At 63.2% G+C, this 20,331-nt stretch carries 21 protein-coding genes; 11 read left to right on the forward strand and 10 right to left on the reverse strand.

The window, feature by feature from the left end; translation table 11 throughout:
* Positions 1-42: 42 nt before the first annotated feature.
* From P0D80_RS32580 to P0D80_RS32590, 3 genes are all read right to left on the reverse strand, one after another.
* A complete protein-coding gene (locus tag P0D80_RS32580; protein ID WP_408177741.1) occupies positions 43-2,817 on the reverse strand; it encodes an ATP-dependent Clp protease ATP-binding subunit in 2,775 nt (924 codons plus the stop codon).
* Between the two features lie 392 nt (positions 2,818-3,209).
* Complete coding sequence (locus tag P0D80_RS32585; protein ID WP_408290068.1) at positions 3,210-3,590, reverse strand: TraR/DksA family transcriptional regulator; 381 nt, start codon at positions 3,588-3,590, stop codon at positions 3,210-3,212.
* A gap of 48 nt (positions 3,591-3,638) precedes the next feature.
* Entirely contained in the window at positions 3,639-3,836 is a 198-nt protein-coding gene (locus P0D80_RS32590; RefSeq protein WP_106313048.1) for a hypothetical protein, read from the reverse strand.
* Positions 3,837-3,913: 77 nt separating this feature from the next.
* Between P0D80_RS32590 and P0D80_RS32595 the strand changes: the two genes are divergently transcribed.
* Entirely contained in the window at positions 3,914-4,570 is a 657-nt protein-coding gene (locus tag P0D80_RS32595) for a DUF1345 domain-containing protein (RefSeq protein ID WP_132381665.1), read from the forward strand.
* Between the two features lie 48 nt (positions 4,571-4,618).
* On the opposite strand, the gene P0D80_RS32600 is transcribed toward P0D80_RS32595, so the two are convergent.
* Positions 4,619-4,867: a hypothetical protein gene (locus P0D80_RS32600; RefSeq protein ID WP_132381663.1), complete on the reverse strand. Its 249-nt coding sequence runs from the start codon at positions 4,865-4,867 to the stop codon at positions 4,619-4,621.
* A 247-nt stretch (positions 4,868-5,114) separates the two neighbouring features.
* On the opposite strand from P0D80_RS32600, the gene P0D80_RS32605 reads away from it, so the two are divergent.
* A complete protein-coding gene (locus P0D80_RS32605) occupies positions 5,115-5,432 on the forward strand; it encodes a DUF6566 family protein (protein ID WP_132381662.1) in 318 nt (105 codons plus the stop codon).
* Positions 5,433-5,492: 60 nt separating this feature from the next.
* Here the strand turns inward: P0D80_RS32605 and P0D80_RS32610 are convergent, their stop codons facing one another.
* Positions 5,493-5,852 carry a host attachment protein gene (locus tag P0D80_RS32610; RefSeq protein WP_408290071.1) on the reverse strand — a complete coding sequence of 120 codons (360 nt, stop codon included), beginning with the start codon at positions 5,850-5,852 and terminating at the stop codon, positions 5,493-5,495.
* A gap of 174 nt (positions 5,853-6,026) precedes the next feature.
* The gene (locus P0D80_RS32615; protein ID WP_408290073.1) at positions 6,027-6,983 is read right to left on the reverse strand and encodes a LysR family transcriptional regulator; all 957 of its coding nucleotides are present in this window, start codon (positions 6,981-6,983) and stop codon (positions 6,027-6,029) included.
* 92 nt (positions 6,984-7,075) lie between these two features.
* On the opposite strand from P0D80_RS32615, the gene P0D80_RS32620 reads away from it, so the two are divergent.
* Positions 7,076-8,302: an MFS transporter gene (locus tag P0D80_RS32620; protein ID WP_408290075.1), complete on the forward strand. Its 1,227-nt coding sequence runs from the start codon at positions 7,076-7,078 to the stop codon at positions 8,300-8,302.
* Between the two features lie 22 nt (positions 8,303-8,324).
* On the opposite strand, the gene P0D80_RS32625 is transcribed toward P0D80_RS32620, so the two are convergent.
* Positions 8,325-8,843: a cupin domain-containing protein gene (locus tag P0D80_RS32625; protein WP_408290077.1), complete on the reverse strand. Its 519-nt coding sequence runs from the start codon at positions 8,841-8,843 to the stop codon at positions 8,325-8,327.
* A 101-nt stretch (positions 8,844-8,944) separates the two neighbouring features.
* On the opposite strand from P0D80_RS32625, the gene P0D80_RS32630 reads away from it, so the two are divergent.
* On the forward strand, positions 8,945-9,814 hold the full coding sequence (locus P0D80_RS32630; protein ID WP_408290079.1) for a LysR family transcriptional regulator: 870 nt from the start codon (positions 8,945-8,947) through the stop codon (positions 9,812-9,814).
* Positions 9,815-9,868: 54 nt separating this feature from the next.
* Here P0D80_RS32630 and P0D80_RS32635 read toward each other — a convergent pair whose 3' ends face one another.
* Together P0D80_RS32635 and P0D80_RS32640 are read right to left on the reverse strand one after the other, a co-directional pair.
* Complete coding sequence (locus P0D80_RS32635) at positions 9,869-10,855, reverse strand: zinc-dependent alcohol dehydrogenase family protein (RefSeq protein ID WP_408290081.1); 987 nt, start codon at positions 10,853-10,855, stop codon at positions 9,869-9,871.
* Positions 10,856-11,066: 211 nt separating this feature from the next.
* Positions 11,067-12,002, reverse strand: coding sequence for a LysR family transcriptional regulator (locus tag P0D80_RS32640; RefSeq protein WP_408290083.1), 936 nt, complete (start codon positions 12,000-12,002; stop codon positions 11,067-11,069).
* A 131-nt stretch (positions 12,003-12,133) separates the two neighbouring features.
* Between P0D80_RS32640 and P0D80_RS32645 the strand changes: the two genes are divergently transcribed.
* Both P0D80_RS32645 and P0D80_RS32650 read left to right on the forward strand, forming a co-directional pair.
* Entirely contained in the window at positions 12,134-13,684 is a 1,551-nt protein-coding gene (locus P0D80_RS32645; RefSeq protein WP_408290085.1) for an acetolactate synthase large subunit, read from the forward strand.
* Positions 13,685-13,888: 204 nt separating this feature from the next.
* The gene (locus tag P0D80_RS32650; protein ID WP_408290087.1) at positions 13,889-14,236 is read left to right on the forward strand and encodes a DUF4148 domain-containing protein; all 348 of its coding nucleotides are present in this window, start codon (positions 13,889-13,891) and stop codon (positions 14,234-14,236) included.
* 153 nt (positions 14,237-14,389) lie between these two features.
* Here P0D80_RS32650 and P0D80_RS32655 read toward each other — a convergent pair whose 3' ends face one another.
* Positions 14,390-15,082, reverse strand: a complete 693-nt coding sequence (locus P0D80_RS32655; protein ID WP_408290089.1) for a GntR family transcriptional regulator — start codon at positions 15,080-15,082, stop codon at positions 14,390-14,392.
* A gap of 218 nt (positions 15,083-15,300) precedes the next feature.
* On the opposite strand from P0D80_RS32655, the gene P0D80_RS32660 reads away from it, so the two are divergent.
* The 5 genes from P0D80_RS32660 (at position 15,301) to P0D80_RS32680 (ending at position 20,313) form a co-directional block, all read left to right on the forward strand.
* A complete protein-coding gene (locus tag P0D80_RS32660; RefSeq protein ID WP_408290091.1) occupies positions 15,301-16,716 on the forward strand; it encodes an MFS transporter in 1,416 nt (471 codons plus the stop codon).
* Entirely contained in the window at positions 16,713-18,068 is a 1,356-nt protein-coding gene (locus P0D80_RS32665) for an MmgE/PrpD family protein (protein WP_408290093.1), read from the forward strand. The genes P0D80_RS32660 and P0D80_RS32665 overlap by 4 nt, the downstream gene beginning before the upstream one ends.
* A complete protein-coding gene (locus P0D80_RS32670; protein ID WP_408290095.1) occupies positions 18,061-18,798 on the forward strand; it encodes an MmgE/PrpD family protein in 738 nt (245 codons plus the stop codon). Before P0D80_RS32665 ends, P0D80_RS32670 begins: the two co-directional genes overlap by 8 nt.
* 99 nt (positions 18,799-18,897) lie before the next feature.
* On the forward strand, positions 18,898-19,443 hold the full coding sequence (locus P0D80_RS32675; protein WP_408290097.1) for a GlcG/HbpS family heme-binding protein: 546 nt from the start codon (positions 18,898-18,900) through the stop codon (positions 19,441-19,443).
* 99 nt (positions 19,444-19,542) lie between these two features.
* Complete coding sequence (locus P0D80_RS32680) at positions 19,543-20,313, forward strand: gluconate 2-dehydrogenase subunit 3 family protein (protein WP_408290099.1); 771 nt, start codon at positions 19,543-19,545, stop codon at positions 20,311-20,313.
* The last annotated feature ends 18 nt before the right edge of the window (positions 20,314-20,331 follow it).

Below are 20,331 nucleotides of genomic sequence, written 5' to 3' on the forward strand. Positions count from 1 at the left end.
GGAGCGCAGTGATCTTGCCTGCTCGCTCCTCACGCCATGCCGTCAGGAGCGGGCTCCTTCCGTGGACTCGGTGCTGCTGACTTCGTCGGACGATTTTTTCTTTCCGCGGCTATTGGCGCGTTTCGCCTTGGGCGGCGGCGCCTCGCTGCGAGTGAACTTCACTTCGCCGCTGTCCTTGTCGTAGCTGACCTCGACACTGTCGCCCGACTTCAGGTCGCTGTTGAGAATCTCCTTGGCAAGTCGCGTTTCCAGTTCCTGACGGATCTGGCGTTTCAACTCGCGGGCGCCGAATTCCGGCCGATAGCCGGCGTCGGCCAGGTGATCGACAATCGACTCGTCCATCTTGAGCGTGATGTCTTGCGCCGCCGCGGTGCGCGTGACCCGTTCGAGCTGGATCTGCACGATCGAGCGGATATTCTCGCGAGAGAGTCCGTCGAAAATGATCACTTCGTCGATCCGGTTGAGGAATTCCGGACGGAAGTGACCTTTCAGCACGCCCATCAATTCTTCGCGCATCGCCTTGTCGGCGAGGCGTTCTCCCTCGGGTTTCTCGAGGTTGTCCATGATGATGTGCGCACCGAGATTGCTCGTCGCGATGATGATCGTGTTGCTGAAGTCCACGACGCGGCCCTTCCCGTCGGTCAGGCGGCCATCGTCGAACACCTGGAGCAGCACGTTGCTCACGTCCGCGTGCGCCTTCTCGATCTCGTCGAGCAGAATCACGCTATACGGCCGGCGCCGGACACGCTCGGTCAACTGGCCACCCTCGTCGTATCCGACATAGCCCGGCGGCGCCCCGATCAAGCGCGCCACCGCGTGACGTTCCATATACTCGGACATGTCGATACGGATGACGGCCTGTTCATCGCCGAACACCGTTTCCGCCAGCGCTTTCGCGAGTTCGGTCTTGCCGACGCCGGTCGGTCCGAGGAACAGGAAGGTCGCGATCGGCCGGTTCGCCTGCCCGAGTCCCGCACGCGACAGGCGCACGGCATCGCTTACGGCCACCACCGCGTCGTCCTGGCCGACCACGCGTTCGCGCAGCTTGTTCTCCATGTCCAGCAGTTTCTGGCGTTCTTCCTGTGTCAGCTCCGTGACCGGAATGCCTGTCAGACGCGACACCACTTCGGCGATCGCCGCCACCGTCACTTCGAGCGTTTCCGAACCGGTCTTGCGCTGCCATGCCTCCATCTGCTCGTCGAGTTTCGTCTGCTTTTCGCCGATACGTTCCTCGAACTTCTTCGCCTCGTCATAGCGCTTGCGCGAGGACGCATAGTCCTGCTCGCGCTTGAGCTGGGCGATTTCGGCTTCCAGTTCCTGGATGTCCGCCGGACGCGAGGTCGCGCCGATGCGCACGCGCGCGGCGGCCTGGTCGATCAGGTCGATGGCCTTGTCGGGCAAAAAGCGCGACGTGATATAACGGTCCGACATTTCGGCGGCGGCGACGAACGCATCGTCCGCAAAGGTCACCTGATGATGCGCTTCGAGCTTGTCGCGCAGACCACGCAGAATGACGATGGTCTGCTCGACGGTCGGCTCGGGCACCAGCACCGGCTGAAAGCGCCGCTCGAGCGCGGCATCCTTTTCAATGTACTTCTGGTATTCGTTGAGCGTCGTCGCGCCGATCAGACTGAGTTCGCCACGGGCCAGCGCCGGCTTGAGCACATTGGCGATGTCGAGGCCGCCTTCTCCGCCGCCCTGGCCGGCGCCGACAATCATATGCAATTCGTCGATGAACAGAACCAGTTCGTCCTTCTTCGCTGTCACTTCGTCGATCAGCGTTTTTGCGCGTTCTTCGAACTCGCCGCGATACTTCGCGCCCGCCACCATCGAATTGATGTTGACCTCGACGAGCCGCTTGCCGCGCAGATTTTCGGGGACGTCGTCGTTGACGATACGCTGCGCCAGGCCTTCGACGATCGCGGTCTTGCCGACCCCGGGCTCGCCGATCAACACCGGATTGTTCTTCCTGCGCCGCGCCAGCACCTCGATCGTACTTTCGATTTCCTGCGCGCGACCCAGCACGGGGTCGAGCTTGCCCTGCCGCGCGAGGGCCGTGAGGTCGCGGCCGAACTTGTCGAGCGTGGGCGTGCCAGTCGGCGCGTCGACGCGGCCGTCCTCGGCGCCTTTGCCGACCACTTTCACCACCTTCTGCCGCAGCGCTTCCGGCGTCACGCCGTACTTCTTCAGCAAGGTGCCCGCGATACTGTCCGGCACCGCCGCAAGCCCGATGAGCAAGTGCTCCGGGCCGACATACGAATGCCCCAGATCCCGCGATGCCTGGAACGCGTTCTGGAACACTTTCTTCATGCGAGGCGAGATGGTCATCTTCTCGATCGGCGCATCGGGATTCGCGGTGCCCTTCTGGGCATGCTGATCGATATAGCCTTTGATGTCCTGCGGCGACAACTTGAGCTCCTTGAGCAGCGCCGCACACACGTCCGTGTCCGCCAGCACGTAAAGCAGGTGCTCGGTGTCGAGTTCGGTGCGTTGAAGCTCATGGGCTTTTTCCGCCGCACGCTGCAACAATTCGAGTGTCTGTTCGCTGAAGGCGTCGGTTGCGTCGACCGATTCGCGCGGCAGCTCCGCGGCGAACTCCTCGTCATCTTCCTCGCCCGCGCCGCCAAGACCCCCGAAGAAGCGGGACAGACCGCCTCCTCCGAGCAGCGAGTCGAACGGGTTCGCCATGCTCTGATGCCGCATTAATTGCCGGTAATCGTAGTCGCAGATCGATAAAGTTTTCCGCTCGCCGTTCTGCACAACGGTCACACGGGCAACAGCGGGACGGGCGTTACAGATTTCGCAAAGGGCGGGCATCGTAAATTCACCTTTATCAGTTAAGGCATCCGATGTTGTTAGAGGTTATGGGACGCGTTCATGTGAGGGGCGAATGCTCGAAACCTGTCGCCAGCCTTTCGATTTGTTGTGCGCCAGGGACCGATGCTTCGCGGGTCGATGTTCAAAATGCCGGCGTCTCTTTCGGACAGAAAGAGACGCACGAGCGGCTTCCGGCAACCGGCATGCGCTCGCGTGTTCTCGCTGCGCGCCTGATCACCACATGATTGGCATAACGAACCTAAAAACCGCCTTTGAATTCTATGAGTGGATCGTTAGTAAGGGAACATTGGTTTTTCCGATGATAGGCATCGGCCGACATGCCCGACGCTATCAGGCTGCGAGACGACGCGCTTGAACGTGCGTGAATGTCTCTACCTGCCGGTCTCTCGTCGGCTCTGCTCCGCAACGGTAAGGATAGCCTCAGGCATGACTTCGAGCCGCTCTTTGGGAATCGGCTGGCCGCTTTCATCGGAGAGACCGTAGGTGCCTTCGTCGATCTTGCGCAGCGCGCGCTGGATATCCGCAACGCGCTGGTCGTTCACGTCATGCAGCGACTGGTTGATCTCATTCTGTGCCATTCCCTGCGCTTCGTCCTCATACTCCTCGGCCTCGTCGCCATGCTCCTCCTGAGCCGTTCTCTCGTCCGCGATCGTATCTTCCTCTCCGCCCAGCAGCTCCCGACGCAGCGCCTCCAGGCGCTTCTTCTGCTGCGCGATGAACTCGTCACTCAGGTCACCCTGTTGCTCCGGCATGGTCTTCTCCCTCAGCTTGATTCGCTCTACTCGCCGTAGAGCCGGGCGTCACGCACCCAGTTCCTGAAACACGTGGCCGTTGGCCTCGAGTCCTTTCAGGAGTTCGGGTGTCAGTTCGCTTTGCCAGACATGCCCCTCGAATTGCCAGTCGCTCTTGTCGGCGAGATCGGGCAGGCCCGCGCCATTGCGCACATAAAGCCCGAGTGTCGGCTTCTTCAGGTTAATGTAGAAATCGAATTCCTGCATTTTCGCCCCCTCATGCAAGTTAAGGTCTCAATGACTAGAATCACCAGAACAGATATCCGCGGCACTCCGTTCATTCAATGAGTCTATATCCCCAGGTGCTTCGCAACCGGCCGCACATGATGATCGGTCTGCTCGCCGGTTTGAGCGCCTGTGTGCTCGCGCCAGCCTCGCTACGGATCACGGCGCGGCTGCTGCTCGGTTGGGACATCGCGATCTGGGCGTACCTCGTCATGATCTGGTTCCACATGGCCTTCGCCAGCGAGAGCGACGTGCGAACCCACGCCCGGCGCGAGGACCAGAATGCGGTCACCGTGCTGACGGTGATATGCGCGGCGACCGTTGCCAGCATTCTCGCAATCGTGCTGGAACTCGGCACCACCAAAGATCTGACCTTCGAATCGAAGGTGCTGCATTCGCTGCTGACAGGACTGACCTTGTTCGGCGCCTGGTTTCTGATCCCTACCATCTTCACGATGCACTACGCGCGGCTCTACTATGGCTCCGATCCGAATGCGCCCGCGCTCGCCTTTCCCGACAGCACGCTCGAACCGGACTACTGGGATTTTCTGTACTTCTCGTTCACGATCGCGGTTGCGTCGCAGACCGCGGACATCAGCCTGCGTGGGCGCAGCGCGCGGCGCGGCGTGCTTGCGCAATCGATCCTGTCTTTCTATTTCAACGTTGCCGTGCTGGGTTTGTGCGTGAATATCGCCGCGAGCATGCTGGGCAACTGACCCGGATCGGATCGGGCCCTCATGCGCCGCCGGTGTTCCGGAAAAGCGTCAACTATCGTCGACGTTGTCCGCGTAATGGTCGACTGCCACCTTGCATTCGTCGACCACGACCTGAAGGAAAGCGGGATCGTTTCTCTCCACCCATCGCTCCACGTGAAGGAAACGCTGCGTGCCGAGATCGGCGACGCGCTCAGCGTCCGAGGTCGTGACATCGACAGTGACGATCCCGCGGCTCCCTTGCAGTGGAGAGATCGTTGCCGAAAACAGGAATCGTCGATACGAGAATTCTTGTGCCATAACACCTCCTTACGAAAGATGAGTTGAGCCCACGATTTCTTCATACGAGTACGCGTCTTCGCGCGCGGCACGCCACACGGAATTCTAGGAGCAAGTCACGACCCGGCGCACGCGGGTGTCTCCAATGCTAACTATCGGCGAAATACGATGGGCTTGCGCCATTCAGGCGCAATTTTCTTTGTGTCGGAATGCTGAGATTACGGCATGATGACGCTGAGCAGAGGCCCGCTCGCTAAAGGAGAGAACGATGCCAGCATCCACTGTTTTTTACGGCGAGTTTGAGATGGTCGTGCGCCCCGAGACGAACAAGTTCGGCGCATGGATTGCGAGCGTGAGCCTGAAGAATAACGCGGGAAAAGTCGTCGATATCCGCCCGATGACCGTTCAACCCGAATGGCTGACCGAAGAAGAAGCGATTAGAGACGCGGTCGAATGGGGCCGCCGGTTCATCGATCGTGAGTTCGAAACGCCGCAACCGCACTCCTGGGTGAGCGCCCGGTCTCGCGCGGAGGTCTGGTTCCGTGATGCGGAAGAAAAATCGCACGGGCCGGAAATCAGCTCCTAAACGTTACAAGGCCGAGCCTGCAAAATCCTTGCGGGCTCGATGCAATTCTCCCTCAGCCGATCACTGCTTGCGCAGACGCGCCTCGATTTCCTGGGTACTGAGCGCCAGCAGATCCTCGCTGATCTGCTCGAATATCAGTCGACGCGTGACCTCGCTCAGATTCGAACGCACCATGCCGAGGAATTTCGCCTCGATGGCGAGGCGCAGCCGATTGTAGAGTTGATGGAGCCGCCCCTCTTCCAGATAGTCGGACACGCGCTTTGCAAACTTCTCCCGATCCTTTTCGGTCAAGACCGTACCGATGTATTCATCGTTGACGAGAACTTCGACCTCCTGCAAGTCGAGCGTAAGCCCAGGCATCTTGAAGACACGCGCGCGACCTCCGTCAGCCACGACAAGCCAGGTAACTTCGACCATCATGCACCTCTAGGCAGGTATTTTTCAGCACCTATGCGACGCTCGGTCGCCGACCGTGCCGGCGACACTCACTCAAGATAGCAGTTCGGACCGGATACGCCCAAGGTCAATTCATCGATTCATCGTATCGGTCTGAAGTTCACCATTCCCCCGGCTTCTGTACAACAGCTTCGAGCGCTACGAGCGCTTGCTTTTTTCCGGAGTCCTGAGCCGTTTCGCATCGGCAGCAGGCAGCATATTCGCCGCGAGGAAATCGACAAAGACCCTCAGCTTGGGCGACACGTACGGACTCGACGGCCACACCGCGCGGAACACGCCGCTGTGTTCGACATACTCATCCAGTACCGTCACGAGGCTGCCGTCGGCAAGTTGTCGGCCGATCGCAAAGTTCGGCACGCAGGTCACGCCGAGCCCTTCTTCGGCGAGCGCGATCAGCGGCTCGACCGTGCTCGCCGAAGCCGTCACGGGCAACGCCACGTCATTGCCGGAGGCGGGCGTCACCAAAGGCCAGCGCTGCAACTTGCCGCTGGTCGGATAGCGGTGATGCAGGCAGGCGTGGTTCAACAGATCCTCGGGCTTCGCAGGCGTGCCGGCGCGAGCGAAGTAAGACGGCGCGCCGACAAGTTGTAGCCGGTAAGCGCCGAGCGTACGCGCGATCAGCCGCGAGTCGCTCGCGTCGCCGGTGCGCACGACGACATCGAACCCATCGTTGACGACATCGACCAGGTGATCGCTGAAGTCCAGATCCAGTTCGATCTCGGGATAGGCGCGCATGAAACCGCTCAGGGTCGGCATCATCAGCATGCCGACCATCGGCAGGCTCACGCGAAGCCGGCCCTTGGGCGCGCCTTTGGATTGCGCGAAGCCGGATTCGATCGCGTCGATTTCGGAAAAGATGCGGCGACAGCTCTCGAGGAATTGCTGGCCTTCCTGCGTCAGCGTGATGCTGCGCGTGCTGCGGTGGAAAAGGCGCACGCCGAGCCGCTTCTCGAGCCGGGCCACCGCTTTGCCGACCGCGGACGAGGACAGGCCGAGCTGCTGGCCGGCATCCGTGAAACTGCGGAGCTCAGCTGCGCGGGAAAAGACTTTCAGTGCGTTGAGACTGTCCACGCGCGTCCCCACGATTGCGGACATTGGTGTCCGATAAGTCGGGAACTCTAGCATATTGATGGCCGCGAACGCCGCCTCCAGAATCATGCAACGTCACTTTCGCCTCGAGGCATTGCATGAAATCCGCACACGTTACTTCCGCTCTCCCCGCTCCGGTCTACTGGCTCGCGCTCGGCGCTTTCGCGATCGGCACCGAAGGCTTCATGATTTCGCCTCTCTTGCCCGGACTCGCCGCCGACCTCTCGGTGAAGATCGAAACCGCGGGCCAGCTGGTGACCGTTTTCGCTCTGGCCTACGGCCTCAGTTCGCCGGTATTGACGGCGCTAAGCGGCAGCCTGAATCGCCGCACCTTGTTGCTCGCCAGCATGATCGCCTTCGCGCTCTCCAACGTGCTCGCCATGGTCGCGCCGAACTTCTGGGCGCTGATGGGCGCGCGCGTGCTGTTGGCGCTGTCCGCCGGTCTGTATGTGCCGGGCGCGAATGCGCTGGCGAGCGTGATCGTGCCGCCCGAACGCCGTGGCCGAGCAATCGCGTTGGTGAACGGCGGCATCACGATCGCCATCGCGCTGGGCGTGCCCCTCGGCGCGGTCGTCGGCCATGCGCTCGGCTGGCGCATGACGTTTGCCGGCGTCGCCGGCCTGGCGACGCTCGCCGCGGCCGGGCTGGTCATCGGCCTGCCGCGCGACATTGGAGCGGGCATCCCGATCGCGACGCTGCGCGAGCGCATCGCGGTGGCGCGCAATCCGCTCGTGCTGGCAACGCTGCTGACCACCACGCTCTGGGCCACCGGCGCCTACACGGTCTACACGTATCTCTCGCCGTTTCTCGCCAGCGTCACCGGTTTGGCGGGTGCGCAGATCGGCATGGTGATGTTCATGTGGGGTCTCGCGGCCGCGGCCGGCGTCGTGACCGGCGGCAACGCCAGCGACCGGTTCGGGCCATTGGCCGTGATCGTGCCGACAATCGCGTTGTCGGGCCTCGCCTTCGCTACGCTGTCGATCAGCGCACGCTTGCTGCCACCCACCGCTGCACTCATACCCGTGCTCGTGGCCATCGCGTTGTGGGGCGTCGCGCACTGGGCGTTCTATCCGGCGCAGCAGGCGCGGCTCATCGACATCGCCGGCCTGAAGGTCGCGTCGATCGTGCTGTCGCTCAATGCTTCCTTCATGTACATCGGCTTCTCGATGGGCGCCGCGCTCGGCGCGCTGACCCTGGCTCACGGCGGCGTGGCCGGCCTCGGATGGGTCGCGGCGGCTTGCGAACTGGCTGCTGTGCTGCTGACGCTGGCGATCGTCGGACGGCCTGCCGTGGTGAGCGCGCCTTGCCAGGCGGAGCGCGGATAGGCTCCAATCATCGCCCGTGCCATCAGTCAGCACGCGCTGTCCGATGCGGCGGCGCATCGCACTGAACCGTAGTCGCATCCTTCTTTTCAACCGTGAGATTGACGGAGCGCGCGCCGACCGGCCGCGTTCGATGGCGCGTGCCCGCAGGCACGGTCAGTAATTGGCCGGCTTGCAGGTCAATCGACCCGTCTTCGAAGTCGATGGTAAGAACGCCTTCGACGACGAAAAATGTTTCGTCCGAATCCGGATGAAAGTGCCAGAAAAATGGCGCGTCCATCACGCTCAAATGGACGTCGTGGTCATTCACGCTCGTCAGCACCTTGTTTGAATATCCTTCAGGCGTGTCGCCGGCGACCGCGCCAATATCGATCATCTGGATCATGTCGTCTCCGTTTAACGTTGCAGGCAGGATTGAGCTGTTAGTACGCCGAGCAGGTTCAGCGTAGCCCGGTATCACGTGGTCGCTAAGGCAGAAATTTTCGTCAGTATGTGAGCGAGATTCGCCGGTGGCCGCACGCTTGCCGATGTACTTGCCCGTCAAGCAAAGACCATTCCGAAGATGACACGGTCGTCGGCATCGTCCACCGCCAAAGCTCGAAGTTCGGTACGATAAGCCCGCCTGTCGCACGAGCACATCCTGCTATGAACGAAATGACCATGGACTGGGGCGATGTCCGCGTGTTTCTCGCGATTGCCCGTTGCGGCACACTCGGCGCAGCCGCGCGCCAACTGGGACAGACCCAGCCCACTATGGGCCGCCGGTTGCGTGCGCTCGAAAACGCGGTCGGCCAGGTGCTGTTCCAGCGCACCGCCGAAGGCTTCGTACTGACCGACGAAGGCAACGCGGTGCTGAGTTTCGCGGAGCGAATGGAGGAAGAAGCGCTCGCGTTCACACGTTCGCTCGCAGGGACCACGCAGCAGTTGACGGGGTCGCTGCGCGTGTCGTCATCCGACTGGTTCGGCATTCATGTGCTGACGCCGGTGTTCGCCGGGTTTCTCTCACGGCATCCGCAACTGTCGATCGAACTGATCACCGATTCGCGACGCTACAGCCTCTCGCGCCGTGAAGCAGACCTCGTGTTTCGCATCACGCCGTTCGACGAACCCGACGTGATCCAGCGAAAGATCATGGATTTGAACTACGCGCTGTACGGACACGTCGATCTGGTTGCGCCGCAGGCCGGCGATGGCGCGGGGCAAGCGCTCATCACAATGGACAGCGCCTTCGAGGCCTTGCCCGATGTGACGTGGATCCGCCGCATGCTGCCGAATGCGCGGGTCGCTTACGCCAGCAACAATCGTGGCGTCCAGGCGCGCATGTGCGCCGAGGGCGGCGGCTTCGCGGTCCTGCCGTGCGCGCTCGGCGACAACACGCCGGGCCTGCGGCGTATCGACCTCGGCGAAACACCGCCGGGGCGCGAGGTTTGGCTCGGCTACCATCGCGACCTTCGGCGGCTTGGGCGGTTGCGGGCGCTGATCGACGTTGTCGTCGACAGACTCGCCCACGCTTGACAGGCATCCGGTCACCGCTGAATCGTTCGCGCTCGCCGACCGGCGCGGCCAGCGTCATTCGATATCGACGACGATCTTGCCGCGCGCGCTGCGATCGATGATTGCGTCGTAACCTTGCTCAGCCGAGCGCAGATCGAAGCGGCGCGGATCGAGCCGTGGCGTCAAATGACCCGCTTCTGCGAGACGGGTCGCCTCGCCAAGCATCTCGCCGTGGTGCGCCCGATTCTCGCCGGTCAGCAACGCATGCAGGGTGAAAACGCCGGAGTAGGTCGCCTCGCGAAACGACAGCGGCGCGAGTGCATGCGTACCCCAGCCGAGCGCGCTGACGACATGGCCGAAATGCTTGACCGCCGCGAACGAGGCATCGAGCGTCGCGCCGCCCACCGTGTCGGCGACCAGATCGAAACCCGCGCCGCCCGTATGCTGCGCGACGTATTGTTCGACGTTCTGCGCGGCGTAATCGATCGGGGTGGCGCCGAGGCGCGTGAGCGCGTCGTGATCGCGCGAACTCGCCGTGGCGAACACGCGCGCCCCGAGCGCTCGCGCGAGTTGCACCGACACATGACCCACGCCACCCGCACCGCCCTGCACGAGCACGGTCTGCCCAGCCTGAAGCTTCGCGCGATCCACGATCCCCATGTAGGCGGTGATGAACACCAGCGGCAGCGCGGCGGCTTCGCGCATCGACAGATTCGAGGGCTTCAGTGCGAGCAGATTCGCGTCGACGGCGGCATATTGCGCGAGCGAACCCTGGATGCCACCCACGCCGCCCGTCATGCCGTAGACCTCGTCGCCTGCTTTGAAGCGGATCACGCCCGCGCCCACCGCCTCGACCACGCCGGCCATGTCGATGCCGAGCACCAGCGGCAGCGGATGTTTTGCATGGGCCGCGCCGCCTGCCCGGATTTTCGTGTCGAGCGGATTCAGACCGGCCGCCGCGATGCGCACCAGCACCTGGCCGGGCAACGGCTCGGGGCGTGCCAAGGTGGTGAGTTCGAGCGGTCCGTTGTACTGGGAGAGAACGAGGGCTTGCATAGTCATGATGAACGCTCCTTGCAAATACCGGTAAGGGGAAAAAGCAGATGAAGCGAATGATGGTCCATGCAAATCAGTCTGAAAACTTACAAATATGCACGCGTGTCATGCATTAACGCATGACATGATTTTTCCAGGCGCGCGACCGGCCGGGCCGCGGTTGAATGGGTCACACGGCATGGCGGGCCATGCTGGTGGCGGCCGGCAACCTTCCGCGTCACTGAAACATTGAGGCATCGTCGATCAGCGCGGGCGTCACTCGGGCCTTGAGCAGATCGAGCCACGCCTTGGTTTTGGCATCGAGAAAGTGTCTGGAGGGATACAACGCGGAGACCGTGACATCAGGCGACCGCCACGACGGAAGAACGCGAACCAGGCGCCCTTCGCAAATCGAATCCTTGGCGGTGAACCACGGCAACAATGCTATGCCGCTAGCTTGCTCCGCGGTCTTCAGAAGAACGTCGGGGTTGTCCGCGATGATGGGGCCGACGGCTTGCGCCTGATAGGACCGCTTGCCCGAGATCAGTTCCCACTCCGAGGCGACGGAAGGATTGATCAGCCGAATGCAGGCATGGTTGGCCAGGTCGCGCGGATGCCGGGGCGCACCGTGCTGTTCCATGTAGGCAGGCGCCGCGCACATCACACCGAACACCGTACCCAGCGACAGCGCCACCAATCCCGAATCGGACAGCTGCCGCGACAGGTAGATGCCCACGTCGATTCCCTCCGCAAGCAGCGCCGGCGCGTACTGCGAAGTCGCGTACTCGATGCTCACTTTGGGAAACGCTGCGCAAAATTCGGCGATCAGCGGGACCACATAGTAATTCCCGAAGCTACCCATGCATTGAACCCTGAGCCGCCCCGCCGGCTCGATCGTCGCCCCTGATGCGTATGCCTCCGCCACATTCACGCGCTCGAGGATATCCCGGCACTGGACCACATACGTCTCGCCGGCGCTGGTGAGAGCAATCCGGCGGGTCGTTCTCTGCAGCAGCTTGGTGCGCAGGCGCTCCTCCAGTCCGGATACGAGCCGCGAGATTTGCGCGGTCGTGAGGTCCATCTGCTCGGCGGCGGATGTGAAGGTTCCGGCATCCACCACCCTCACAAACGCCGTCATCGCGTGAAGCAGTCCGTAATCCAGATTCTTACGCATGATGTAACTAAGTTTCCAATTGGACTCGATTGTTACTCACAGTAGGACTGTCGAGAATGATCGTCAAGCCGGCACTGCGTCCGAATCCATCAGACAGCGGCGCCCCTTTTCGACATCTTTGGAGCAACACCATGAACGGTGCAGAAAGTCTGCTGAAGTCGCTGGTTGCCAGCGACGTGGAAGTCTGTTTTGGAAACCCGGGCACATCGGAAATGCATTTCGTCGCAGCGCTCGATGCGGTGAAAGAAATGCGACCCGTGTTGGGGCTTCAGGAAAACGTCGTCACGGGCGCCGCCGACGGCTACGCACGCATGGCCGGCAAGCCGGCCGCCACGCTCCTGCATCTGGGACCGGGTCTGGCAAACGGTCTGAGCAATCTCCACAACGCGCGCCGCGCCTCCAGTCCGATCGTGAATATCGTCGGCGACCACGCGTCGTCGCACGCAAGGTACGACGCGCCGCTCGCGTCGGACATCGCCGGCTTTGCACGTCCGGTGTCGGACTGGGTGCATTCGTCCACGAGCGCCCGTTCCGTCGGCGCGGATGCGGCACGCGCCGTCCGTGCCGCGCGGGAGGCGCCGGGGAAGATCGCAACGCTGATTCTCCCGGCCGACACCGCCTGGGATCCCGCCGTTGAAGTTGCAGCTCCGCTGCCGCTTCAGCCGCGCACACACGCAGCCGGTTCGACTATCGATCGCGTAGCCAGCAAACTGCAGGCAGGGTTAAAAGCAGTGCTCCTGGTTAGAGGCGACGCGCTTCTCGGCGAAGGTCTGGTCGCAGCGGGCAAAATCGCGGCGAAGACCGGCGCGCGGCTGGTGTCCGATACGTTTGCCCCTCGTTTGGAACGCGGCGCGGGTCGCGTGCAGGTCGAGCGGCTTCCCTACTTCGGCGAGCACGCCGCCGAATTCCTGGCCGGGACAGAGCTGCTGATTCTAGTCGGCGCACGTCCACCGGTCAGTTTCTTCGCGTATCCCGACAAACCCAGCTGGTTAACGCCCGACGGTTGCGAGATCGCCGTGCTAAGCCATCCGCACGAAGACGGCGCAGCCGCACTGGCCGCGCTCATGGATGCCGTGGATGCACGAGGCGCCGAGGGCCGCGTCGCCACGCGGCAAGCGATCCCGTTGTCGCTCGACGGCGCACTCGACGCGAAAAGCATTGCGCAGATCGTGGCCATGCACCTGCCCACGAACGCGATCGTGGCCGATGAGGGCGTTTCGTCGACCCTGCCTTACTACGACCTCCTGAACAACGCAGCACCGCATGATTTTCTGAACCTGACCGGCGGTGCGATCGGCAGCATGATGCCGGTGTCGACCGGCGCGGCTATTGCGCGTCCGGACCGCAAGGTTGTGACGCTGGTCGGCGACGGCAGCGCGATGTACACCGTCCAGTCGCTCTGGACTCAGGCGCGCGAGAACCTCGACATCGTGACCGTCGTGTTTGCCAATCGCGGTTACAAGGTGCTGAACAACGAACTGGTCCGCGTGGGCGCGTCTTCGAATGGACCGAACTCGGGCGCCATGCTCGATCTGAGCACACCGACGTTGGACTGGGTTTCGATTGGGCAAGGCCTGGGGGTCGACGCCGTGCGCGCGAATTCCCGTCGGGCATTCGAGCAGGCGTTCGTCTCGGCGATAGCGCAGCGTGGCCCACGCCTGATCGAGGCGGTGCTCGAGTAAGCGCCCGCAACCCGGACCGGGGGCAGGCTCTACATGTCAATTTCGTAATGAACCGGTGGGGATCGCGTCATTTGCAAAAGCGCAATATGGCTTCCAGACGCTCAGAGAAGAAAGACCCGCGCAATACCAGTAGCGTCGAAGTAGCTGCTGCTATTCAGCGAATTTCCATCAGTCACCCATTGTATTTATTTCGGAGTCTAGATCATGAAGAAAGCTCTTGCTTGCCTCGCCCTCGCTGCCGCCGCCTTGTCCGCTCCGGTGCTCAGCTTCGCGCAATCCAACGGTCCGGTGACACGTGCCGAGGTCCGCAACGATCTCGTGCAGGTGGAACGGGCCGGCTATAACCCGGCGCGATCCGACGACGCGAACTATCCGGCCGACATCCAGGCCGCCGAAGCGAAGGTCGCAGCGCAATCCGGTGAGCAGCAGGCGACCCAGGGCTACGGCGGTGTGCCGGCGAACAGCACGTCGTCGGGTGGTCCGGCGCACACGGCGATGCAATCGACCTGTGTCGGTCCGGCCAGCTTCTGCACGCCGTACTTCGGCAAATGAATGACATGCTGTGCAGGTCCCGTGCTTGTCGCTAAAGGCACGGGACCGAACTTCATCCTGAAGGTCCCCCCAGGCAGCAGAACCAGTCTTCACCGTCGACAACGTCTGGCTGAATGAACCCCGGCTTGCCTTGAGACGCACAGAAGACGCGCGTCAACCCTTACCGAAATCCGTGTCCCACACCTGCTCGATTGCCTGTAGCGCGGTCAACACGATCGACCGGTTGAGCGCCGCCGCCAGCGTGCCGTCGCGCTCGGCATACGCCTCGCACAGCCGTTGGTGGTCGGCGCACGAGCGCTGCATCCGTCCGGGCAACGACGTGCTGAGATGCCGCAGCCGGTTGGTGCGCATCCGCATCGAATCGAGCACTTCCTTGAAGATGCCGTTGCGGCTCACCCGCAGTTCCTCATCGCGAAACGCCACATTGGCCCAGAAATAGCCGTCGACGTCGGCGCGCGCGGCCGCGTCGGCGAGGCGCGCGTGTGCGCGCCACAACGACTCGATGTCCTCGGCCGTGGCGTGCTCGACGATCGCGAGCGACACCTGCCCATATAGCAACACGCGCAGTTGATAGATCTCGCGCACTTCCGTGAGGCTCATCGACGACACGCGCGGGCGCCGCCGCGGCGACCAGTCGACCAGCCGTTCGCGGTTCAGCACGAACAGCGCTTCGCGCACCGGCGTGCGGCTGACGTTGAAGCGCTTCGCGAGATCGACGGAATTCAGGTCGTCGCCCGGTTGCAGCCGGCCTTCGATGATGCCGCGCGCCACCCAGTCGACGATCTCCCCGACCGGCGATGCGTCGCCCTGCTCCTCTTCGTCGCGTGTGTCGACAGTTTCGTCCATCCCTTTATTCCTCGATATCTCTTGGCGTGCCGCCCGGCTGCGTGGACGGATTCTAGCAAACCGACGCCCGGCCAGCCCGGTACGACACCCTGCCCGATTTCCACAAGTGTGCACAGTTTATCGAATATCTCTTGAAATTCACCCGAGATTCACCATACACTTGGCGAAAGTGTCGACACTACCAATATAGGACATCAGTCCATCAGGAGACAGACGCGATGTACATGGAAAAGGAAATCGCCGGAACGACCGGCGTCGAAGCCAGCGTTTCCGCGCGGCTCGACCGCCTGCCGCCGACGCGTTATTTCAGCGGCCTCGTCGCGCGCATCGCGATCGGCGGCTGGTTCGAGTTTTATGAAATGTTCATGGCGGCCTATATCTCACTGGGACTCATCGGCAGTGGTCTGTACCGCGCCACCACGGCGGGCCTGTTCGATGTCAACGGCTTCGCCAGCTTTCTCGGCTCGTTTTTCGCCGGGATGTTCGTCGGCACGGTGGCGCTCGGCGGCTTCACCGACCGCTTCGGACGACGCGCCGTGTTCACCTGCGCGATGCTGATCTATTCGGTCGCGACCTTCGCCGCCGCGTTCCAGCATTCGCCGGAATCCATGGATCTCTGGCGCTTCGTCGCGGGCCTCGGAATCGGCGTGCAGCTCATTACTGTCGACACTTATATTTCCGAGCTGACGCCGAATCACACGCGCGGACGCTACAGCGCGTTCAGCATCCTCGTGATCCTGACGTCCGTGCCGACCGTCGCGGTGCTGTCGTTTCTGCTCGTGCCGCACACCATTCTCGGTCTCGAAGGCTGGCGCTGGGTGATGATCATCGGCTCGGCGGGCGCCGTGCTGATCTGGTTCATGCGGCGCGGGTTGCCGGAATCGCCGCGCTGGCTCGAAAGCAAAGGCCGTGTCGACGAGGCGCGCGCCATCGTCGATGCGATCGAGGCCCGCGTGGTCGCCGAAACCGGCCGCGCGTTGCAGGCACCCGTGCAACACACGCCGGAACCGCCGGCCGGCGAGCACAGCGGTTCATGGTCGGAAATGTGGAAAGGCCGCTACTTCAGCCGCACGGTGATGCTGTCGTTCTTTAACTTCTTCCAGACCTTCGGCGTGTACGGATTCGGTGCGTGGGTGCCGGTGCTGCTCTACACGAAGGGCATCACGATCACGCATTCGCTGCTCTACACAATGGTGATCGCGTTCGCGACGCCGCTTGGCGCGCTCGGCGCGATGGCGTGCGCCGAGCGCGTCCAGCGCAAGTGGCAACTGGTCGGCTGCGCGATCGTCGTCGCGGTGGCGGGCGTGCTGTTCGGCATGGTGCGCGAACCGGTGCTGATCCTGCTGTTCGGCAGCGCCGTGACCATTGCGAACAACTGGCTGATCGGCATCTTTCACACCTATCAGGCCGAGCTGTATCCGACCCGGATTCGCGCCCGCGCCGTGGGTTTCGTTTTTAGCTGGAGCCGTCTGAGTTCGATCTTCGTCGGTTTCTGGGTGGCGGCATTGCTGAAGCATTCGGGCGTGCCCGCCGTGTTCGTGCTGATTTCGTCAGCCATGTTTGTGATCGTCGTGATGGTCGGGCTGCTAGGGCCGAAGACCAACGGCATTCGTCTGGAGGAGTTGTCTCAATGAGTTCCATCGCCGCCGCATTCGCGCACGGCCTTTTCGCACTGGCGCAGCGTCCGCTGCCGGTCCCGGTCGCAGAGGAAGCCAGGCGTTCTTTGATCAATGTGATCGGCACTTCGATCGGCGCATCGCGGCATCCTGGTGTCGACGCGATCCTCGCCGCCGCCCATGAGTTAGGCGTGGCGCAAATCGCGCCGGTGCCGGGCCGCAGCGAAAAAGTCGATCTGCATTTTTCCGCGCTCGCGACCGGCTTTGCCGGCCATCTCGACGATTTCGACGACACCCATCTCGCGACCGTCATTCACCCGGCCGCTTCGGTGCTCGCCGTGCTGACGGCGCTTGCGCCCGACACGCGGCCCACCGGCGCCGCCGCGCTGACGGCCTTCACGCTCGGCTGCGAAGCGCAGTTGCGGGTCGGCGTCTCGATCTCGCCGGAACACTACGACCGCGGCTGGCACATCACCGGCACGTGCGGCGTGATCGGCTGCGCGGTGACGGCCGCGCTGCTGCTCGGTCTCGACGAAGCCGGGTTGACGCAAGCGGTGTCGATCGCCGCCTCGATGTTCGTCGGCCAGCGCGAAGCGTTCGGCACGATGACCAAGCCCTATCACCCCGGCAAGGCGGCTGCGAACGGCATTGCGGCCGCGCGTCTCGCGCAGCACGGCCAGCGCGCCGCCGCCGATATTTTCGAAGCCGCCGGCGGCTACTCGCATTCGATGTCGACCAAGGTCGATTTCGAGCTGATGAACGGCGCGTTCGGCGAGCGCTGGGAACTGCTTTTCAACACGTACAAGCCGTACCCGTGCGGCATCGTCGCGCATCCGGCGATCGACGCGGGACTCGCGCTCGCGCCGCAAATCGACGACGTGCAGTCGATCGAATCGATCACGCTGCGCTGCCATCCGCTCGTGCCCGAACTGATGGGCAACCCGCAGCCGAAGGACGGCCTGCAGGCGCGCTTCAGCGCGATTCACGGCGTGGCGGCCGCACTGTGCGACGGTCAGGTCGGCCTCGCGCAATACGAAGACGCACGCGTGGTACAGGACGACGTGACGGCGGTGCGCGCGCTGACGAAGCTTGCGCCCGACGCCTCGGTCAATCGCGACGAAGTCTTTATCGCGGCGACGCTGAAGGACGGCACGGTCGTCGAACATCACGTCGAACACGCGCGCGGCAGCCTCGCGCGTCCGCTGACCGACGACGAGCTGATGAACAAGGTCCGTCTGCTGGTGGATCCGCTGCTCGGCGACGGCACCGCCGCGCAACTCGCTTCCGCCGTGGCGACACTCGACAGCGCCGCCAATCTCGACGCGCTCTTCGCACTGTGCGCTCCCGCCGGAGAATTGAATCATGCATAACGCCGCTCAACATTCCGTCGTGTCCGACGCGCTCGTCGGCTTCGCCATCGCCGCGCTGCCCGCTTCGGCCGACGCCGCACTCGACGCCGCGCGCGACGCTCTCACCCACGCGCGCCTGATCACCGATCCGGCGACGCGTTCCACCGAGCAGATCAGCGCCCTGCTGCAATCGCAAGGCAGCGCGGCGACCGACTCGCGCACCCGCGCATGGATTCTCGGCACGTCGCTGGCGACGCAAGCCGCCGCGTCGCCGGCGATGCCGGTGCTCGCCGCCGTGATCGTAGCCGGGGACACGCTCGGCTCATCAGAGAGCGACGCGATCGCCGCCGCCGCGATCGGTATCGAAGCCGCCGCGCGCATTCTCAGCGCGGTCGATAGCGCTGAATTCCGTGTGCGCTGGAACGTGGCGTCCTCGGTGGGCTTGCTGGGCGCGGTGCTGGCGGTCTCGCGCCTGCTGCGTCTCGACGAAGTGCATACACGTCATGCGCTCGGCGTCGCCGCAACCCAGGCCGCGGGACTCGCGCACAACGCGGACCACGCGATGGAAGCGATCGAAATCGGCAAGGCCGCAGCGGACGCGCTCGAAGCCGCGATGATCGCGAAGCATGGCTTCACGAGTGCGGCTGCGTCGATCGACGGACGGCGCGGCTTCGCTGCGCTGATGGCGTATCGCTTCGACACCGCCGCCATCACGGAAGCGCTGGGTACGCGCTGGACTTCGGTCGACTGAACGTGATGCGCTTCGCCCGATGTGTTTGACGCATCGGGCGAAGCTGTCACCGACCGCCAATGCTCGACGCCTTTTATCGGCCACACAGGGGAATCCAATATGACCAGCAAGCGAATCATCCAAGCCTCGTTGTCCGCGCTGTTCTCGCTGTGCGCGGCACTGAGCGGCACGAACGCCATCGCGCAGACGCCCGCGTCGCAACCGTCGGCCGGCGGCCTGCCGGCGCACTCGCCGTTCGATATTCCATACGGCATGCCGATCAGCCTGCAATACGCCAACCAGGCGCTCGAAGCCGCCGAAGCTGAAGCCGCGCGGCACGGCTGGCCCGAAGCCATTGCCGTGACCGATCCGAGCGGAGAACTCGTCGCATTCGCCAAGATGGACAACACGCAGAACGCGTCGCCGAAAATCGCGCTGCGCAAAGCCGCGACCGCCGCGCGCTTTCGTCGCGATACGCGCACGTTCTATAACGCCTTCGAAACCGGCCACACCTATTCCGCGACGCTCGATCCTTCGTTGGCCGCTTCTCCCGGCGGCTATCCGCTCGTGATGGGCGGCAAGATCGTCGGCGCGATCGGATGCAGCGGCGGCAGCGGCGACCAGGATGCGGATATCTGCAAGGCGGGCGCGGACGCGTTGAAGTAAAGACGGGGGGCGCCGTTTCGCGGCGCTTACGCTGGTCGACCATCTTGCTCTCAAGCCAGATCGATCAGGATGCCTCTTTAATGCACGGAGAAATTCATCATGGACGATAAACCCGCCGCCGCGTCAGCAGTGCCTCCCAAAGCATCATCGCGGCGCCGGTTCCTGATCAAAAGCGTCGCGGTGTTGCCGGTGGCGGGCGGCCTTGCTGCGTGTGATCGGCCCGGCGGCGTGACGGCATCGGCATCGGCGTCAACGTCAGCCACCGCTGGAACCGACGGTTCTAGCGCGAAACCGTACCAGCCGAAGTTCTTCAAGCCCGACGAGTGGAGCGTGCTGCAAGCCGCGATCGACCGCCTGATTCCCGCCGATGCCGAAGGTCCGGGCGCGCTCGAACTCGACGTCGCGGCGTTCATCGACCGGCAGATGGAAGGCGCGTTCGGTCATGCGGCAGCGTGGTATATGCATGGCCCGTTTCATCCCGATGCCACGCCGCTCGCCGGCTATCAAAGTCCCATGACCCCTCGCGACCTGTACCGTACCGGCATCGCGGCGCTCGACGCCTATTGCAAGGCGCACTTCGGCGGCAAGCCGTTTGTGCAATTGACGACCGTGCAACAGGACGCGTTGCTGCATGGCATGGATAGCCGCAAGGTCAAATTCGAGCAAACCTCGGCCGGTCATTTCATCGCGTTGCTGTGGCAGAACACCAAAGAAGGCTATTTCTCCGATCCGATTCATGGCGGCAACAAGCACGCCGCGAGCTGGACCATGATCGGTTTTCCCGGCGCGCGCGCCGACTATCTCGACTGGGTCGCGCAACCCGGCAAAGTGTATCCGCTCGGAACCGTGACGATCGAAGGCAAGGCATAGCCGCCACCTTCGTCCAGC

The sequence above is a fragment of the Paraburkholderia sp. RL17-373-BIF-A genome (genome assembly GCF_046030175.1).
In the GTDB taxonomy this organism is placed as follows: domain Bacteria; phylum Pseudomonadota; class Gammaproteobacteria; order Burkholderiales; family Burkholderiaceae; genus Paraburkholderia.

Excerpts from the sequence above, each read along its gene's own strand:
- P0D80_RS32580 (WP_408177741.1), bottom strand. The coding sequence starts at position 2,817 with ATGCCCGCCCTTTGCGAAATCTGTAACGCCCGTCCCGCTGTTGCCCGT.
- P0D80_RS32585 (WP_408290068.1), bottom strand. The coding sequence starts at position 3,590 with ATGCCGGAGCAACAGGGTGACCTGAGTGACGAGTTCATCGCGCAGCAG.
- P0D80_RS32590 (WP_106313048.1), bottom strand. The coding sequence starts at position 3,836 with ATGCAGGAATTCGATTTCTACATTAACCTGAAGAAGCCGACACTCGGG.
- P0D80_RS32595 (WP_132381665.1), top strand. The coding sequence starts at position 3,914 with ATGAGTCTATATCCCCAGGTGCTTCGCAACCGGCCGCACATGATGATC.
- P0D80_RS32600 (WP_132381663.1), bottom strand. The coding sequence starts at position 4,867 with ATGGCACAAGAATTCTCGTATCGACGATTCCTGTTTTCGGCAACGATC.
- P0D80_RS32605 (WP_132381662.1), top strand. The coding sequence starts at position 5,115 with ATGCCAGCATCCACTGTTTTTTACGGCGAGTTTGAGATGGTCGTGCGC.
- P0D80_RS32610 (WP_408290071.1), bottom strand. The coding sequence starts at position 5,852 with ATGATGGTCGAAGTTACCTGGCTTGTCGTGGCTGACGGAGGTCGCGCG.
- P0D80_RS32615 (WP_408290073.1), bottom strand. The coding sequence starts at position 6,983 with ATGTCCGCAATCGTGGGGACGCGCGTGGACAGTCTCAACGCACTGAAA.
- P0D80_RS32620 (WP_408290075.1), top strand. The coding sequence starts at position 7,076 with ATGAAATCCGCACACGTTACTTCCGCTCTCCCCGCTCCGGTCTACTGG.
- P0D80_RS32630 (WP_408290079.1), top strand. The coding sequence starts at position 8,945 with ATGAACGAAATGACCATGGACTGGGGCGATGTCCGCGTGTTTCTCGCG.
- P0D80_RS32635 (WP_408290081.1), bottom strand. The coding sequence starts at position 10,855 with ATGACTATGCAAGCCCTCGTTCTCTCCCAGTACAACGGACCGCTCGAA.
- P0D80_RS32640 (WP_408290083.1), bottom strand. The coding sequence starts at position 12,002 with ATGCGTAAGAATCTGGATTACGGACTGCTTCACGCGATGACGGCGTTT.
- P0D80_RS32645 (WP_408290085.1), top strand. The coding sequence starts at position 12,134 with ATGAACGGTGCAGAAAGTCTGCTGAAGTCGCTGGTTGCCAGCGACGTG.
- P0D80_RS32650 (WP_408290087.1), top strand. The coding sequence starts at position 13,889 with ATGAAGAAAGCTCTTGCTTGCCTCGCCCTCGCTGCCGCCGCCTTGTCC.
- P0D80_RS32655 (WP_408290089.1), bottom strand. The coding sequence starts at position 15,082 with ATGGACGAAACTGTCGACACACGCGACGAAGAGGAGCAGGGCGACGCA.
- P0D80_RS32660 (WP_408290091.1), top strand. The coding sequence starts at position 15,301 with ATGTACATGGAAAAGGAAATCGCCGGAACGACCGGCGTCGAAGCCAGC.
- P0D80_RS32665 (WP_408290093.1), top strand. The coding sequence starts at position 16,713 with ATGAGTTCCATCGCCGCCGCATTCGCGCACGGCCTTTTCGCACTGGCG.
- P0D80_RS32670 (WP_408290095.1), top strand. The coding sequence starts at position 18,061 with ATGCATAACGCCGCTCAACATTCCGTCGTGTCCGACGCGCTCGTCGGC.
- P0D80_RS32675 (WP_408290097.1), top strand. The coding sequence starts at position 18,898 with ATGACCAGCAAGCGAATCATCCAAGCCTCGTTGTCCGCGCTGTTCTCG.
- P0D80_RS32680 (WP_408290099.1), top strand. The coding sequence starts at position 19,543 with ATGGACGATAAACCCGCCGCCGCGTCAGCAGTGCCTCCCAAAGCATCA.